General features: G+C 37.5%; 20 protein-coding genes. 17 read left to right on the top strand and 3 right to left on the bottom strand.

Annotation, left to right across the window (positions count from 1 at the left end):
* Nucleotides 1-10: 10 nt before the first annotated feature.
* The 3 genes from B0H99_RS05010 (at nt 11) to B0H99_RS05005 (ending at nt 1,586) form a co-directional block, all read left to right on the top strand.
* A complete protein-coding gene (locus B0H99_RS05010) occupies nt 11-817 on the top strand; it encodes a YwqG family protein (protein ID WP_106532547.1) in 807 nt (268 codons plus the stop codon).
* Between the two features lie 55 nt (nt 818-872).
* Entirely contained in the window at nt 873-1,016 is a 144-nt protein-coding gene (locus tag B0H99_RS17770) for a hypothetical protein (RefSeq protein ID WP_181313575.1), read from the top strand.
* A 204-nt stretch (nt 1,017-1,220) separates the two neighbouring features.
* Nucleotides 1,221-1,586, top strand: a complete 366-nt coding sequence (locus B0H99_RS05005) for a hypothetical protein (protein WP_106532546.1) — start codon at nt 1,221-1,223, stop codon at nt 1,584-1,586.
* A 68-nt stretch (nt 1,587-1,654) separates the two neighbouring features.
* Here the strand turns inward: B0H99_RS05005 and B0H99_RS05000 are convergent, their stop codons facing one another.
* Nucleotides 1,655-1,837, bottom strand: coding sequence for a hypothetical protein (locus B0H99_RS05000; RefSeq protein WP_146137243.1), 183 nt, complete (start codon nt 1,835-1,837; stop codon nt 1,655-1,657).
* Between the two features lie 199 nt (nt 1,838-2,036).
* On the opposite strand from B0H99_RS05000, the gene B0H99_RS04995 reads away from it, so the two are divergent.
* From B0H99_RS04995 to B0H99_RS04970, 5 genes are all read left to right on the top strand, one after another.
* Nucleotides 2,037-2,477, top strand: coding sequence for a DUF4275 family protein (locus B0H99_RS04995; RefSeq protein WP_106532544.1), 441 nt, complete (start codon nt 2,037-2,039; stop codon nt 2,475-2,477).
* Between the two features lie 121 nt (nt 2,478-2,598).
* Nucleotides 2,599-2,793, top strand: a complete 195-nt coding sequence (locus tag B0H99_RS18250; RefSeq protein ID WP_483878498.1) for a DUF4279 domain-containing protein — start codon at nt 2,599-2,601, stop codon at nt 2,791-2,793.
* 214 nt (nt 2,794-3,007) lie between these two features.
* Entirely contained in the window at nt 3,008-3,424 is a 417-nt protein-coding gene (locus tag B0H99_RS04980; protein ID WP_106532541.1) for a hypothetical protein, read from the top strand.
* 144 nt (nt 3,425-3,568) lie between these two features.
* Complete coding sequence (locus B0H99_RS04975) at nt 3,569-3,985, top strand: hypothetical protein (protein ID WP_245894403.1); 417 nt, start codon at nt 3,569-3,571, stop codon at nt 3,983-3,985.
* Nucleotides 3,986-4,171: 186 nt separating this feature from the next.
* Nucleotides 4,172-4,486, top strand: coding sequence for a hypothetical protein (locus B0H99_RS04970; protein ID WP_106532540.1), 315 nt, complete (start codon nt 4,172-4,174; stop codon nt 4,484-4,486).
* A 468-nt stretch (nt 4,487-4,954) separates the two neighbouring features.
* On the opposite strand, the gene B0H99_RS04965 is transcribed toward B0H99_RS04970, so the two are convergent.
* Together B0H99_RS04965 and B0H99_RS04960 are read right to left on the bottom strand one after the other, a co-directional pair.
* Nucleotides 4,955-5,674, bottom strand: a complete 720-nt coding sequence (locus tag B0H99_RS04965) for a cytochrome c biogenesis CcdA family protein (RefSeq protein WP_106532539.1) — start codon at nt 5,672-5,674, stop codon at nt 4,955-4,957.
* A 266-nt stretch (nt 5,675-5,940) separates the two neighbouring features.
* Nucleotides 5,941-6,498, bottom strand: a complete 558-nt coding sequence (locus tag B0H99_RS04960; RefSeq protein WP_245894401.1) for an RNA 2'-phosphotransferase — start codon at nt 6,496-6,498, stop codon at nt 5,941-5,943.
* Nucleotides 6,499-7,004: 506 nt separating this feature from the next.
* On the opposite strand from B0H99_RS04960, the gene B0H99_RS04955 reads away from it, so the two are divergent.
* From B0H99_RS04955 to B0H99_RS04905, 9 genes are all read left to right on the top strand, one after another.
* Nucleotides 7,005-7,280 (top strand): hypothetical protein, encoded by a 276-nt coding sequence (locus B0H99_RS04955; protein WP_106532537.1) that lies wholly within the window; start codon nt 7,005-7,007, stop codon nt 7,278-7,280.
* 541 nt (nt 7,281-7,821) lie between these two features.
* Nucleotides 7,822-8,274, top strand: coding sequence for a hypothetical protein (locus B0H99_RS04945; RefSeq protein WP_106532535.1), 453 nt, complete (start codon nt 7,822-7,824; stop codon nt 8,272-8,274).
* Nucleotides 8,275-8,368: 94 nt separating this feature from the next.
* The gene (locus B0H99_RS04940; protein ID WP_106532534.1) at nt 8,369-8,926 is read left to right on the top strand and encodes a DEAD/DEAH box helicase family protein; all 558 of its coding nucleotides are present in this window, start codon (nt 8,369-8,371) and stop codon (nt 8,924-8,926) included.
* Between the two features lie 231 nt (nt 8,927-9,157).
* Entirely contained in the window at nt 9,158-9,865 is a 708-nt protein-coding gene (locus tag B0H99_RS04935) for a DNA alkylation repair protein (RefSeq protein WP_106532533.1), read from the top strand.
* A 44-nt stretch (nt 9,866-9,909) separates the two neighbouring features.
* Nucleotides 9,910-10,149: a helix-hairpin-helix domain-containing protein gene (locus B0H99_RS04930; RefSeq protein ID WP_245894399.1), complete on the top strand. Its 240-nt coding sequence runs from the start codon at nt 9,910-9,912 to the stop codon at nt 10,147-10,149.
* A 326-nt stretch (nt 10,150-10,475) separates the two neighbouring features.
* Nucleotides 10,476-11,702 (top strand): YsnF/AvaK domain-containing protein, encoded by a 1,227-nt coding sequence (locus B0H99_RS04925; protein WP_106532532.1) that lies wholly within the window; start codon nt 10,476-10,478, stop codon nt 11,700-11,702.
* Nucleotides 11,703-12,378: 676 nt separating this feature from the next.
* On the top strand, nt 12,379-12,804 hold the full coding sequence (locus B0H99_RS04915) for an Rrf2 family transcriptional regulator (RefSeq protein WP_106532530.1): 426 nt from the start codon (nt 12,379-12,381) through the stop codon (nt 12,802-12,804).
* 26 nt (nt 12,805-12,830) lie between these two features.
* Entirely contained in the window at nt 12,831-13,757 is a 927-nt protein-coding gene (locus B0H99_RS04910; RefSeq protein WP_106532529.1) for an NAD(P)/FAD-dependent oxidoreductase, read from the top strand.
* A gap of 227 nt (nt 13,758-13,984) precedes the next feature.
* A complete protein-coding gene (locus tag B0H99_RS04905; protein ID WP_106532528.1) occupies nt 13,985-15,919 on the top strand; it encodes a fructose-1,6-bisphosphatase in 1,935 nt (644 codons plus the stop codon).
* The last annotated feature ends 70 nt before the right edge of the window (nt 15,920-15,989 follow it).

Genomic DNA, 15,989 nt, shown 5'->3' with positions numbered 1-15,989 from the left:
GAGATTAGCTATGGAGAAAATGTTACTACCTAAAGAATTAGAGAAAGTCCGGAAAGAGATTGAAGCAACTTTAAAGCCTACAATAAAAATTACGACAAAAGAAGAACAAACAACTTTATATCAAAGTAAGTTCTCCGGCCTTCCTTATTTGCCGAAAACCGAGGAGCATCCAAAAGACGCTGCTGGAAATCCGATGAAGTTGCTTGCTCAGATTAATTTTGAGGAATTGCCAAGTAATTTAGAAGATCTGCCAAAGAAAGGGATCCTGCAATTTTTCCTTGCTGCCGAGGATGATGTGATGGGGCTTAATTTTGATGACCAAACAGAACAAACCAATTTCAAAGTGGTTTATCATAAAGAACTTTTACCTGAGGGCCAACTCGTTACTGACTTCTCTTATCAAAATCATTCTGAGGAAGAGTATTTCCCTGTGACAAACGAACTTTCTCTAACATTCAATTTGGAACACGAAGCAGTGTCAGTGGCAGATCATGCATTTGAAAATGCTTTCGGCAATTTAGACTTCGAGGAAATAGTAAAAACAGAAGACAACGAGGATATCACGTTATGGGAGATTTACGCTGAAACGCTCACTAACGACGGCCACAAGATTGGCGGATATGCATTTTTTACACAAGCAGATCCAAGAGAAGATGAAACTTATGATGATTACGATATTTTACTGCTTCAGATTGATTCGGAAGATGAGGCAGGTATCATGTGGGGAGATTCTGGTGTCGGCAATTTCTTTATCAAAAAAGAAGATTTGAAGAACGGTGACTTCTCGAATATTCTATATAATTGGGACTGCTGTTAAGTAAAACGGAAAGTTAATGTTATTCAAAGTAAAAAGTTAAGCAAGTGGAGAAATATTGAAGGTTTATGCTATAAATAATCCTTTAAAAGACTATCAAACAACAAAATTTCTCGTATTTAGAGAAGAGCCTTCTAGAATTGATAAAGAAGACGGAGAATTCGTTTGGGTAGATAGCCATTTTTATATGCCTGTAGAATAAACGATTGACCAAATGTGAAGAAAACTTATTTACATGGTGCCATGCCATATCTATTAGTGGAGGAACTTATCAATAAGTTTCCTCTTTTCTTTTTGGTTCCGATATTTAGGTTTTACATGGGTTAGAGATATAAAAATAGAGGAGAGTTTTGTAACTTCTTGCCATTCAAAATGCATAATTTACAAGTTGAAAGAAGGGGTTTGTTTGAAAAAACTTTTGTTCTTATTTTTGATTTTGAGTCTTATTTTATATGGTTGTGCAAAAGAAAGCGAAGCAGTAAAAGAGCAATCGTATATTCCGAATAAGGTAAACAAAAAAACTTCATATTTGCCTAATTATAAAAATTTACGGATCCTTGAAATTGAGGAAGGGCATATTATGATAGGTCCTCCCGCTACAGACCCAACGGCTTCTTATCCTGCATACGAATTATTTATTGAAGAAACAACTAAAGTAGAAGGTACAAAAACGAGTATGAGCGATCTGAGCGAAGGCGATTATGTAAATGTGTGGACCAAAGTACAAGGTCCGGCTAATGAAATTGCTGAGAAAATTGTTGTATTAAATTAAATTATCCATTTGAGATGACCAAGTAACATTTTAGAAAATTTATAAGTCGTACAAAATAAAAGTGAATTTTAAAGGACAGATCTTAAAAATAAACTAAACGCAATTAAATAAACAGCAAGAATGAAAATTGAATAGATTTTTCCTGCAAGAACCATGCATCCTTTCTCTTTTCGAAAAAGAATCAGATAGAGAGAGCACATTACTGCCATCACTAAATAAAGGGGAGAATAGGTGAGTTCTAATAATTCCACTATTTCACCTCCATTTCTTAAAATACTGTTTAACTTGATTATCATATTGCCGGTTCTCTTTTTTAAGTATAATTCCTTATACCTTAATAATACGAGGTAAATTAAAGATGAAAAAAGGTTTGTTTTAAATCATCGGTTTTTTGAAAAATGTATTTAGTAGCAAACATAGTTGCTATCTAGAAAAGAGGATTCATATATAATGGATGAATTTTTAAATAAGCAAACAACTCGATTGCAGAATATGAACATCAGATTTTCATTAGTGCCAAACAACGGAAATGAGCTAGAGCACCGATGGGAAGAGGCTTTTGCAAAAAAATTAAGCAAATCCCAAAAGAGAAAGATAGCCTTTAAGCAATGCATGTGGAATGTTTTCAGCATGGGTAAAATCGACTGTTTCCATGGTCAGCGGGCGATAGATGCGTTCGAAATGCAGAAAAAGGCGGGATGCTATCTTATTTGTACATCCAGTGAAGATGCCATACATCTACCGAAAGCTAATCGACTAAAAGTAAAAGATGTTACTCATGTAGGAAGTGATCTCTATATTGTCGATGAACACTTTACTTGGACCTTTGTTCTGACTCATGAAGAAAATTGTGGTCCTTATTTCCATAAACCTTTAGGAGATTTTGAGTAGAGTGCATTGAACTATTGCTAAAAAAACTAAAATTCATTTTGAAGGAGCACTTAATGGAAAAACAAATAGCTATACTTATTTTGGAATTGAAAGCAATGGTAAAGTTGGCCGGAATGGTTTAGTGGCTTACAAGGAAGGAATATTCAATCCTCAAGACATTACATCTTTATTAGGTATTCAGCCTTTTAACAGTTGGGCTTATAGCAGTAAAAGAAGAGGGGGCTCTACCCGCCGCTTCTCTACATGGGATACCGAAAAATCGGATGTCGATCGATTAGATGTAGAAGCACAATGCAGAGACACTATAAAAACTTAAAAAATAAAATTTCGCAACTCCTGCAAATTAAGGAACAATACGACGTGAATTTTGTCATTATGATTGTTCCCAGTCTTTATGGTGAAGAGCCACCTTGTATAGGATTTAATGAAGAGGTTATTGAGTTTTGCAATTTGACAGGAACAACTATTCAGTTCGATATGTATATAAAATCGTTAGACGATGCAGTTAAGTAATTAGAAGAGGTGCTCTTATGTTTTATTCGTTTAATCTGATCGTTGGTCTGTGTATTGCTATCGTTTATTGTTTCATTTTCTGGAAGCTTCGCAATTTAGGGAAATATCGAATGCCTATGTTTTTCTACGCAGTTGCCATGCAGCTTGCTTTTCTCTCATCAGTCGCTTGGATGGAACACTCTTTTAAAGTCGATGAAAGCTTTGCTCTTAAGTATGCTGTTGCTTTTGGAGATGGAGTGGTTATTTTTTATTTTTTACTGGTTGTACCGCTCGTAGTTTCTTTATGGATTCAAGTCTATAAGGAGATATGGAAATTAGAAGTGGGTAAAATGTCTAAAGTAATTATGATGGCTATGTTTGTTCTCCATTGTTTGATAGTCTCATTCATCGGTTTATATTTGCACGTCTTTTTCTATTACGGGTTCGCGCCGTAAATACTTTGTTTAAATAAAGAATTCGCTCCTTCTTTTGAAGCAAATATTATGAATGAGTAGAGATAAAGAGTATTCCCATGAAGTATTTTAACAAGCAGTAAACGGTATTTTTGAGTAAATGGCTTTCTCTAGAGGAGGGTAAATGTGTATAGGAAAATAAGTGCTATTGATTTTGAATTTTTTATTGGCCAGAAGGTTACAGAAGTGAATACAGAAAAGAACGCGCCTCTGGGAATGACTTTTGAAAGAGCAACCTCAATAATTGAATGTCCATGGAGATTAAAAGTTGTTAAAGAAATAGTGGTCGGGTATTCAGATTGTCTCTACTCTCCAAAAAGATTTTCGCATAAAGATGTAGAAAAGGTTCTACTGGGAAAGAAAATAATTAATATCCTTCTTTTTGAAGAAATAGCCGATTTAATAATTGAATTTGAAGGGAATACTTATCTTGAAGTGTTTCATGAAAGCGCTTATTTTGAAGGGTGGCAATTACAAGGAGACAACGGATTTTTTCTGTTTTCTTTACCGGGAGGTTCCTATACTTGGACTGAGTCTTCATAGTTATTCTATTACGGATGATGGAACGTGCAAGATATGTAATATCGTTGATGAAAATGATGGAATTTCTGGAGTAATAGAGTGGAACGGACAAAAAGAAAATCTGGTTTTAAAAAGTAACTGAAAGATTAGCTCATTACATAGCCTATATTTTAAACAGGCAGGTAATAAAAACTAGGAGAATATTTCATGAAAAGAATATTAACCATATTTTTGTTTTCACTTTTTACAATTGGGATAATCGTTGGTGCAATCTATTTGTATAGTGAACACAAAGAAAACGAAATGGCAGCCTTTCATTATGCAGCAGTAGAAGTGCTGAAATCTTACGATGAAAATGAGCCCTTATTTCACGGAGGTACCAGATATGATTTCGGCCAAGGGAGATATATGGTCATCGTCAAGAATCAGCAAGGAAAAGAATATACTTATGAAATTTTAATATCCGATGAACGAGCTCTCGTTGAAATACAGGACCTCACTTCTTACTTCCCAAGTTCTTAAAACTCTCTCGCGGAAGCTGTAATTATCAAGTTGAACAAGGAAGAAAGAAATAAAAAAGGAACTAATTCATTTATTACCAAAGTGTTATACCTATTAGAGGCGATTTTAATTAAAATAGAAAACTCTTAGTTTATTGAACTAAGAGTTTTCTTCTGTTTATTTCAGTTGCTTTTTTAACTAAAAATACAGTGGCTGGACAAGGCTTCCTGCATGTTTTCGTTTCTTCTATAAATTGCTGATTCTAAATGATCTCACCTAAATTATGTCCTATCTAAGCCCCAATGAAGGGGAAGGTATAGGTAGGGAAACACCAACCTTATGGAGTTAAAATCCACATGAAACAATAAAACTGTGGGACCAACAGTTATCCCGATAAGGATAACAGCTTCAATTACTTTATTTCGCTTCCAACGTTTCTCTCCCAAACGAATTTATCGAATTTGAAGATTAAGCTGCATTAGCTCTTAGTTAAGTCAACCAAGACTCAATAAAATACTGAAGATCAGCTGTCCAGATGTTCAAATAATACATCTTGTCAAAATAAATCATGATGCCTAGCAACACAATAATGGCACCGCCAAATTTCATCAAGCTGGCAGAGTATTTTAAGATGAACTTCGTTTTGCCAATAAAGAAGGCCATGATAATAAATGGGATGCAAAATCCAAGAGAGTAGGCCGTAACCACAGAAACCGTTTGGGCTGGGTTCACTAAGCTTCCGTATGTAATGATGGCACCAAATATTGGTCCGATGCAGGGTGTCCACCCTGCCGAAAAGATAAAGCCGACTGCAAAAGAATTGAGATAGGTAGCTGATTTCTTTTTGTAGTTCAACCGTTTTTCTTTGAACATGAACTCGGGTTTAATAATCCCCATTAAAAATAAACCCATAAATACTAAGAAAATGGCACCAAGCATCTGTATGAGTCTTTGATTGGTCGTAAATAATCCACCTATTGTGCTCAATGAGAACCCTAATATGTAATAAATTACTGAAAATCCAAGAGAAAAGAAGATCGAATGGATCAGCACCTTTTTCCTGAAAGAAACGTGTTTGTTCTCTTTCAGTTCATTCACTGATATGCCAGTGATGTATGAAATAAAGGAAGGATATAAGGGCAGGCAGCAGGGGGAAATAAAGGCTAAAAAGCCGCCAGCTAATGCAATTAGTATGGTTACGTTTTCCATCTTAAACACCTCTATGAAATTCTATCATAAGAAACTAACGGATATTTCCATTATTTCCATCTGATATTACAATATTATGGACAAGGCAATCAGAGGATGGACAGAAAGAAAAAGCGATGGGTTTACCGAAGAACATTTTTGGTTGTTTTTGCAGACATGGTCTTTTATCCAGCTTTTCAAGATGTAGATGAAATAGCAGAATGACTAAGAATAGTTTGGTTCTAAAATGAAGAATAACCCCAAGTTCTTTTAAAAGAAACTTGGGGTTATTTTAATTGGATTTCCTCGATTATAGAAGATGGAGGAAGCGAAGTCGACAGCCATACTTCATTGCCTGCAAACTGAAAAGTCGCTCCGGCTTCTATCGCTATTTCTGTACTGATCTTCAACAAAAGAGGATTTTTTCTCCTTTTTGCCGCAAGCGTAGCAAAAGAAGGGCTTTCGGAAAGATGAACCTGTTGGCGGCCCATTGGAAGAATCCCAACCTTCTTGATTGCTTCCAATGCAGCTTCGTGTGTTCCATGATAAAGATGTGCAGGCACTTGCCTGGATAAGGTTTCTTGAAGAACCGGAATACTGTGGCCATACCGCGCTTTAATTTGGTTGTCTTTGATTAAATAACGTTGTTTAGGACTCGTAGCAGCAAGTTGGCGAATGTCTTCTTCGGTTACCTGTTTCCAATTGGGCTGAAATTTTATAGCGTTTGTCAATTCAGTAATATCGCAAAATCCGTAATCGTCCAACTCCAGTCCGAACTTTTGAGGCGAATGACGGAGAATTTTGGCTATAAACGAACTCAATTTCACTTCATCCCGTTTGTTCATCTGTTTCACCTTTCTTTCTATGCATTATTTACCTTGTTAGTCTTTTGACTGACGATGCATTTGAATTCTTTTATCCAGTAATTACAAGGAAGGAAAAGATAAATCTCTTTTTTTTATGGCATAAGCAAATTAGTTACTTAATCAATGAAATTACCTCTTTCCTTCTTTAATTCCTGTCTTTACTTGATATCTGCTCTATCTTCATAACCTGGAATTGGTCTCTTTTTTTGTAAGTATAATATAAATAGTTAACTTATAAATTTTAGACGGAATTACGTCTTTATTGATTTTCCTTTAAACTCTTCTATCTAAAAATCCAACACTTAAAAATTAGATAGCTATTTTTCTTTAATAACGCTATATTGAAGAATATTACACTTTGATGAGTATATAGTATTACTTAAATGAAAGTTAATAAGAAAGATAAGCATCACTTTAAAATAGCCATTAAAGAGTCAAACCTAACTATGAAATAAAATACATGGATATCAAAAAGGAGATTGGAAATGAATTTATTTTTTGAAGAGGATAAAAGTACAAAACCAGTAAGTATAATAAAGAGAGTACTAAGTGTTGTGGCGCTAATATTAATGGCTTTATTGTTACTTAAAGACTTTAACGTTTTAATTCTCCAATCGTTATTATTCTTACAAGGTTTATCTGCTTTAATAGAAGGATTGGATCGCTTGCTTATTCTTAAAGAAAAAAATATGTATTTCTATGATTTCTTTTTTGCCATTCTTTATTTTACGGGTGCGATTTTTACGAAAACATACTACTAAATATGTAAAACCATAAAGTGAATAAAGAAGCAGAAGAGATTGGGAAGAATAAAGTTAAACAAAATTTTATAGAAAGCACAGAAAGGAAAGGAAGATGAAGTCATTACAAGAAGAGCCGCGAAGCAAGAATAAACACCTACACTACATATTTGGAGTGTTAATTACGGTTTTGATGCTGGGATCCACCCATGTTTTAAATTTAGGGTACGAAAAATTTAATGGATTACACATGATAGGATTCTCAACCTTGTTGACTTCGATTAATACAATATTTTTAGTAGAGAATCCGGTATTATCATTGACGCTATTCAAACTTAATTTTTGGCTGAATATTTTAGCGCTGTTCTGGATTATTGCGAGTGCTTTCTAAAAGTCTAAGAGATCTTAGAACTGCTTTATTTAAAAGCAAAAAAGTCTACTTAGCTGCGCCTAAGTAAGTATTTAAGAGACTTAAAATAAATTGGGTTAAGGATATGAAGACGGTCACCGGCCAACTGACAGCTTAAGTCATTTTATTGATAAAGAAGTTGGGAGCTGAAGCATGAGAATTACATGGAGACCTGAATGGTACGGACTAGATCAGACAGTAATTGTGGGCGACATCGATTATTTCTATCTTTCAAAAAATGAAAATGCTTTTGCTAAAGGGGATGCAAGTGAAGAGAATAAAAAAGTTTACGCAGAGATAATTAAGATTGTTCATCGAGAACTTGACGAAGTAAAAGGCCTATATACGGAAGAGTTGAGCTACCGAATTTTTCTCGACCATAACAGCTTTATTCAAGTGGATGCAGAAGAAAATGTCGGGGAAGTAGAATACCCACTAGGTTGCAAAATCCGAGATTGGGAATTTGAAATTGAACTGCGCATTCATAAAATTTTCGAAAACTCGTCCTTGGATTGCATGAACATGTGTACTGAAGAAGCGCTTTTAGCAGCTAAAACACAGAGAGCTGAAAAATATAAGAGGCTGTTAAATAATCAGGAATACTAAAAGCTGGTGATCGCTCTACATAATTAGTTTGATACAAAATCCATAATCTTTCATAAGCTACAAACCTATGAAAACCGCAACGCAAGGAGGCAGTATGAAATTTATTTTAATCTTTGGTCCTCAAGCCGTCGGGAAGATGACAGTTGGCCACGAACTTGAAAAACTAACAGGTCTTAAGCTAGTGCATAATCACATGACGATTGACTTGCTGCACCCATTGTTTGGCTTTGGCCAGGAAATGTGGCGGCTCTCGGATATGTTTCGGAATGAAATATTTAAAGCTGTAGCTAAAAGTGATGCAGAAGGTTTGATTTTTACATTTGTTTGGGCATTTGATCAAAAGAGAGATTGGGAATTTGTATCTGAAACTCGCTCCATTTTCGAAACGGCAGGAGGAAAAGTTTGTTTTGTGGAATTAGAAGCTGAAACGGAGGTGCGCCTTCAGCGAAACCGGATGACACACCGACTTGAACACAAACCAACAAAGCGAAACATAGAAGAATCTGAAGTGCATTTGATTGAGACATTGAAGAAAAACCGATTAAATTTACTGCCAAACGAGATCCAAGAAGAAAATTATATACGTATTGATAACACTTTCTTGGAAGCGGAAGATGTAGCCAAGCTTATTAAAAAGCGCTTTGATTTATAATAGAATTACAAGAACTCTTGTAAAAAGTGCAGAAGATTGATGGGAAGAAGTTAAGGAAACTCGTGTACGTCTGGCACTTATCAGATAGTCAAAAGGATAAGCCAAAGCAAACTATAGCTGGTTTTGAGAAAGTGGAACCTCTTTTCTGCCGATGAAGCTTTTTCAATAATACCATTCCAGGGAGGGTCAAGTTTTTAGGGAAATACACTTTACAAGAAGGAGTGAAAATCGATGGATTATGCACAGGTGATGCAGGAGCTTGAAGCGCTAGGAAAGGAACGGACGAAAAAGATTTACCTGAGCAACGGGGCACGGGAACCGCTTTTTGGAGTTGCTACCGGAGCGATGAAACCGATAGCTAAGAAGATAAAAACAGACCAGGATTTAGCAGAAGAGCTTTATGCCACAGGGAACTATGATGCCATGTATTTTGCGGGAGTGATCGCAGAACCAAAAACGATGAAGGAGGCAGACTTTGATCGATGGATGGACGGCGCGTATTTTTATATGCTGTCCGACTATGTAGTGGCTGTGACTTTATCTGAGTCGGACATTGCACAAGAAGTTTCCGATAAGTGGATTGCGAGCGGCCGTGAGCTGGAAATGTCGGCAGGCTGGAGCTGCTATTGCTGGCTCTTGGGCAACCGCAAAGACCATGAATTCTCCGAAACCAAAATTTCCGGCATGTTGGATTTGGTGAAAGATTCAGTTCATGAGTCGCCTCAACGGACAAAATCTGCCATGAACAACTTCCTCTATACAGTAGGTGTGTCATATTTGCCGCTCTATAAAAAGGCTCTAGAGACTGCAAAAGAAGTAGGAATTATAGAAGTCGAAAGGGACAATAAACAAAGGAGCCTCTTAAATCCGTTTGAAAAGATTCAAAAAGAAGCTGATAAAGGAAGACTTGGTTTTAAACGCAAATATGTAAGATGTTAGCTATCTGAAAAAATCTGAACTAATATTTTATAGGAGGGGCGATTGTGGCTGGAGAAAAGGTGTTGAATGGTTCTGGAGAAGAAATTCAACCTGCAAGCAGTTTTCTTTCAAAACTAGGTTCACCTGCTAGAAATGCTTTGATTCACCAAGAAATTGACTCTCTGCAAAAATTATCAATGTACAGCGAGAAAGAAATCCTGAAATTTCATGGCATTGGACCAGCTTCTTTGCCAGTATTAAGATCATGGCTTGCAAAAGAAGGGTTGTCGTTTAGAAAAGACTAAATGACTAGGCCTTCAATTGAATCAATATATGGTCAAATTTAGATTGAACGTGCTTACAAGCTTAGATGAACTAATGAAAAGCTCAATTTCTCTGCCTTTTTGTAGAGATATTGGGCTTTTCATCAGTATTTTTAATAGAAGAGAGAAAAAGGAAAAAGAATATCCGATATCTGAATTGGAATTTTAGTGCTAGTTGAAATGAATAAAGGTGAATCTCAATTTGCTTACCATCACATATCAAGGTTTAATGTTTATTCCTTTAGTGAGGACGGGTAAATTACCATTATCGACTTTCTCGAGAGTTACCACTAAAAGGAGGAGTTTCAATGGCTAGAAAAGAAAATACGTTTCTTGGAGTTTTTGACAACCAAGAAGAAGTTTTAATCAAAGTGGCAGAACTGAAGTCACAAGGCTATAACGAAAGCGATATGTATGTGATTGGCCGGGACCATAACTCATTCTCGACGGTTGATACTCAGACAGATGTGCATGTAGATGCAACTAATGAAAAGAAAAGCCGAGGATACGTGGGGAAAGTTATGTCGGCTCTTTCAGGTGATTCGTCGTTGGCTGCATTCAAAGGCATGGGGCTTGAACGCCATGAATCAAAGGAATATTATGAACAAGTCCAAAATGGCAAGCTAGTACTTTATGTAGACAGTAACTACAACGATACTTATCAACAATATGGCACTAACGATACAACCGGATTCAGCAACTCAGCCGGTATAGAGGAGACCGCCTCGATTGAAACAGGCGCGACTTTTGCTCCTAGCAGCAATTCCGGTTCAAGCGGCGCAAACAACTCTTCAAAAGATTCCGGCCGCACATCTGGTTCGGGTTCTGCATCAACTAATACCTCCGCCGCCTCTTATCGATCACTAGAGGATGCAGACAGTGATTTTGGCAAATCAATTACTGCAGATGGAAGTTCATATGAAACAGCTTCAAGAACTTCTGGCAATTCATTTGGTTCAACGCCTCACAGCAACAACGCATCTAATTTGGCTTCCGGAAAAACACAATCGGATCGTGAATCAACCGGCAGCTCTATGCGTTCAACATCCGACAGGGACAGAACAATTGGCTCGACTTCTGATACTGCCGGCTCCACTTCAAGTACCACTGGTAATGGATTAGAATCCACACACGGTGCAACTGAAGAAGAACGCTTGCGCCTTCATGAAGAGCGGTTGAGCATCGGCAAAGAGCGCGTACAGACTGGCGAAGTAAACGTCGGCAAACACGTTGTCGAAGAAAACCAATCGGTCGAAGTACCGGTTGAACGCGAAGAAGTATACGTTGAGCGCCGTCCGGTAAACGAAGAAGCAGCCTCCATGGACCCTATCGAAGAAAATAACACGATTAATGTGCCTATTTCGGAAGAGCGCGTCAATGTTTCGAAAAAGGAAGTTGTCACTGAGGAAATTGTTATCACTAAACGAAAAGTCCAGGATACTGAGCGAGTAGACGAAACGGTCCGCCGTGAAGTGGCTGATATTGACGAAGACACCAACAATCTCGGCAAGAAAAATGATAATGAGCGGTCTTAAGTGAAAGAAAAGCTTAGAGAATTCTGTTATATAAAACCTCGAATGATCGGCACTTAGAACAAGTGCCCACATTCGAGGTTTTTCTCGTTTCTATTGCTTGGGAAAACAGACTTCTTCTTAGGGGAGAAGGTAGTAATTTAATCGCTTTTTTAGAGTATAATCAGATTTCGCCTTCTTAAAAAGAATAGATATGATAAAGTTTAAAATAATTGGAAAGTAAAATACATAGTTGGTATAAAGAAGGGGTCGCAAAATAATATGCATATGAAAAAAAGATTTATTTTATTTACTTCGTATTTGTTGATTACAATTAGTTTATGGATATTTTTATTTCCTGAGTTTTATCTAACATTGCTATGGCTATTGCCATTACTTGTATTGTGTCATTTAGTGATTTTGCATTTTTGGATTTCAAAAGAAGATAAAAAAGTATGGCATAGCAAAAATTAGTTTAAAGCTATATAACATCGAAGATTATCCGTATCACATTTATGCTGCGTTACTATATAAAACAGCCATCAAATAATAGAAAGAACAAAAGAACTCTTATCCAGTTCTCTTGTTCTTTTTGTTTGGTTAAAAGCAATCCATTGACTTTAATAAACGGAAATGATAAATTAAAAACAATCAAAGACAACGAGAGTCTATTATATCTTTGATTAAACAGGAGGCTCCAATGAAATATTCTAATGCTACAAACTATGCGCTTCACACAATGATCCATATAATGCGATTGCAAGAAGGGAACACAATAGGCGTACAGGAATTGGCTGAGATGCAGAAACTTTCACCTACGTACCTTTCCAAAATTTTGACTAAGCTTACGAAAGGTGGACTGATTGAGTCTACGCCTGGAGTGAAAGGTGGCTATAAGCTTGCACGTTTCCAAAAAGACATCTCATTCCTTGATGTCATTAACGCTATAGAAGGAGATACAAATTTATTTAATTGCACATTACATCATGAAGGTTGCCAGATTGAGAAGGTAATGAGGGAGGCTGAAGAAAGGATGAAAGAGGAGCTTGCCAACCAACTTCTTGTCGATTTGATTAAAAGAATTGAAGAATCCCCTGAACACTTATCTGGCAAAGAAGCCAACTAACCATTAAATTGAACGGAGATGATAGAATGGTACTTGATTGTGCAGTTATTGGAGGAGGACCAGCAGGTTTGAATGCTTCGCTGGTTCTTGGAAGGTCGAAAAGGAAAACGGTATTGTTTGATGACAACAAGCCAAGGAATGCAGTAGTTGCTGAAGCTCATGGATTTATTACGCGTGACGGCATCAATCCGCAAGAACTAAAACGGATTGGTCAAGAAGAGTTGAAAGCGTATCCCAACGTTTCCATTGTAAAACAGCGGGTTGCTGCCATCAATAAAGTGGATGATCAATTTCAGATCGAAGCAGAAGACGGCTCAGTCTTCTTTTCCAAAAAAGTCATACTGGCAACCGGCTTTAAAGAGATACTTCCCGATATCGAAGGAGTAGAGCGTTATTATGGAACGAGTTTATTTAGTTGCCCTTTCTGTGATGGGTGGGAATTGAAAGACCGGCCGCTGGCAGTCATTTCTGAAAACCCAAAGGCAGTTCATATGGCAAAAGTAGTTTATAACTGGACAGAAGATTTAATTGTTTGCACCAACGGCAAAAAAAGTCTATCTGAAATCGAAAAAACTCTTTTGGAATCGAAAGGGATCAAAACATTTGAACAAGAAATTCAATCACTGATTGGAGAAACCGGCCAGCTCCAAAAAATCGAGTTCAAAGATGGAACGGCTGTTTTAGTTGAAGGCGGTTTTATCACACCGGAGTGGGTGCCAGCGACTAATTTTGGCGCGTCTTTAGGCTGCAAGCTGAACGCCTTGGGCGGAATAGAAGTGGACAGCATGGGGCGGACGAATATTGAAGGGGTATTTGCTTGCGGAGACGCGCTCATTACAGGTGCCTCCCAACTGATTATTGCCGCTGCTGAAGGCAGTAAAGCCGCAATTGGCGTAAATGCTGCATTTATAGAAGAGAATTTTATGTCTCCAGTCAGCGCTTTAAGTGATTAACAGATTTTATCTTGCACGGCATTAAAAGTGATTTTACTGCCAGAAGAGGTTTTGACGAATATTTTTTTGTAATAATTAGAGACATCATATGTCTCTAAAGGTGTTAATAAAGAAAACGCTTAAAAATATTTTGATTCTTGTAACTTCCCTTGAGTTCTTCCTTTATAATGGAAGTATTACACATATTCTAATGTAGAACGAATAACAAAACCTGAGGGGGTTACTCGATGTTAAGTTCAAAATACTATGATTTGTTAGCGCAAAAATACGATAGTGAAGAAAAAGTGGCCACTGAAATCATCAATCTTGAAGCGATCCTGGATCTTCCGAAGGGGACAGAACATTTTGTCAGCGATTTGCATGGAGAATATCAGGCATTTCAGCATGTGCTGAGAAATGGTTCTGGAAATGTCAAAGTGAAAATCAGGGACCTGTTCGAAAGTGAAATGGATGAAAGGGAACTGAATGAATTTGCGACGTTGGTTTATTATCCTGAGGAGAAATTGCCATTAATAAAAAACAGTTTTAGCAGTGAACAGGAACTGCATGAATGGTATAACGAAATAATCGAGCGTATGCTGCAGCTTATATCTTACGCATCTTCCAAGTACACACGCTCAAAAGTGCGTAAAGCTTTGCCTAAACGGTTTGTTTACATCATTGAGGAACTGCTTTATAAGACAGACGAATTTAAAAACAAGAAAGACTATTACACGAAAATAGTGCAGCAGCTTATTTCCCTAGGCCAAGCCGACAAGCTTATCATTGGACTTGCCTATACCACGCAACGGTTGGTTGTGGACCATCTTCACGTTGTCGGGGATATTTATGACCGCGGCCCCGATCCCCACAAAATCGTAGATACGCTTATCGATTACCATTCCGTAGATATCCAGTGGGGAAACCATGACGTCCTATGGATTGGCGCTTTTGCAGGTTCAAAGGTCTGCCTCGCGAACATTATCCGGATTTGTGCACGCTATAACAACCTGGATATCATCGAAGACGTATATGGCATCAACCTTCGGCCGCTTTTAAATCTAGCTGAAAAATATTACGAAGACAACCCTGCTTTTCGTCCGAAGAGAAGTTCAGATGTGACCTTGACTGAACAGGAGCAGCTGCAAATCACCAAAATCCATCAAGCGATTTCCATCATTCAGTTTAAGTTGGAAAGCCCGATTATCAAGCGGCGGCCGTGCTTTGATATGTCGAACCGGTTGTTGCTGGAGAAAGTGGACTATGAGAATAACGAAGTTACCCTGAACGGAAAAACATATTCTCTGGAAAACGCATGTTTTGCGACAGTAGATCCAGAACGGCCAGCTGAATTACTTGAGGAAGAACAGCAAGTTATCGATAAATTGTTGTTCTCAGTCCAGCATTCTGAGAAACTTGCGAGACATATGAAATTCCTTATGAAAAAAGGGCGCCTTTACTTGAAGTACAACGGGAATCTTTTAATCCACGGATGCATTCCGTTGGACGAAGACGGCAATATGGAAAAAATGGAGATTGAAGGCAAAACTTATGCAGGACGTGATTTGCTGGATACGTTTGAACAATACTTGCGCTATTCTTTTGCCCATCCTGAGGAAACCGATGACATAGCAACGGATATGGTCTGGTATTTATGGACAGGGGAATATTCTTCGTTATTTGGAAAACGAGAAATGACCACTTTTGAACGGTATTTTATACAAGAAAAAGAAACTCATAAAGAAAGGAAAAATCCGTACTATTATTTGCGTGAAGACGAGGAGATGTGCCGGAAAATTCTCGCTGATTTTGGATTGGATCCGGATCATGGCCGAATCATCAACGGCCATACACCTGTTAAAGAAAGAGATGGAGAAAACCCGATCAAAGCAAATGGCAAGATGATTGTGATCGACGGCGGGTTCTCTAAAGCTTATCAATCGACGACAGGGATAGCTGGATACACCTTGCTGTATAATTCCTATGGCATGCAGCTTGTCGCCCATCAGCGCTTTAATTCGAAAGAAGATGTTTTACGTGATGGAACCGATGTCTTGTCTGTTAAAAGATTGGTGGATGAAGAATTGGAGCGGCAGAAAGTAAGAGAAACAAATATAGGGGAAGAATTATTGCAGGAGATTTCGATTTTGAATAGCCTGAGAAAATACCGTTACATGGATTGAGCGCGGTTATGTATTACACAAAAAACTAGCGAGCTTTTTACAGTCTCACTAGTTTTTGTGCTTTGTTGAT

The sequence above is a fragment of the Planomicrobium soli genome, assembly GCF_003014655.1.
Classification (GTDB): domain Bacteria; phylum Bacillota; class Bacilli; order Bacillales_A; family Planococcaceae; genus Planococcus; species Planococcus soli_B.
The sequence above is the reverse complement of the archived record's forward strand: the minus strand, read 5'-3'. Positions and strand labels throughout refer to the sequence as shown.

Bases quoted from the DNA above. Each gene is read 5' to 3' on its own strand.
- B0H99_RS05010 (WP_106532547.1), top strand. From the start codon at position 11: ATGGAGAAAATGTTACTACCTAAAGAATTAGAGAAAGTCCGGAAAGAG.
- B0H99_RS04995 (WP_106532544.1), top strand. From the start codon at position 2,037: ATGGATGAATTTTTAAATAAGCAAACAACTCGATTGCAGAATATGAAC.
- B0H99_RS04980 (WP_106532541.1), top strand. From the start codon at position 3,008: ATGTTTTATTCGTTTAATCTGATCGTTGGTCTGTGTATTGCTATCGTT.
- B0H99_RS04970 (WP_106532540.1), top strand. From the start codon at position 4,172: ATGAAAAGAATATTAACCATATTTTTGTTTTCACTTTTTACAATTGGG.
- B0H99_RS04965 (WP_106532539.1), bottom strand. From the start codon at position 5,674: ATGGAAAACGTAACCATACTAATTGCATTAGCTGGCGGCTTTTTAGCC.
- B0H99_RS04960 (WP_245894401.1), bottom strand. From the start codon at position 6,498: ATGAACAAACGGGATGAAGTGAAATTGAGTTCGTTTATAGCCAAAATT.
- B0H99_RS04955 (WP_106532537.1), top strand. From the start codon at position 7,005: ATGAATTTATTTTTTGAAGAGGATAAAAGTACAAAACCAGTAAGTATA.
- B0H99_RS04945 (WP_106532535.1), top strand. From the start codon at position 7,822: ATGAGAATTACATGGAGACCTGAATGGTACGGACTAGATCAGACAGTA.
- B0H99_RS04940 (WP_106532534.1), top strand. From the start codon at position 8,369: ATGAAATTTATTTTAATCTTTGGTCCTCAAGCCGTCGGGAAGATGACA.
- B0H99_RS04935 (WP_106532533.1), top strand. From the start codon at position 9,158: ATGGATTATGCACAGGTGATGCAGGAGCTTGAAGCGCTAGGAAAGGAA.
- B0H99_RS04925 (WP_106532532.1), top strand. From the start codon at position 10,476: ATGGCTAGAAAAGAAAATACGTTTCTTGGAGTTTTTGACAACCAAGAA.
- B0H99_RS04915 (WP_106532530.1), top strand. From the start codon at position 12,379: ATGAAATATTCTAATGCTACAAACTATGCGCTTCACACAATGATCCAT.
- B0H99_RS04910 (WP_106532529.1), top strand. From the start codon at position 12,831: ATGGTACTTGATTGTGCAGTTATTGGAGGAGGACCAGCAGGTTTGAAT.
- B0H99_RS04905 (WP_106532528.1), top strand. From the start codon at position 13,985: ATGTTAAGTTCAAAATACTATGATTTGTTAGCGCAAAAATACGATAGT.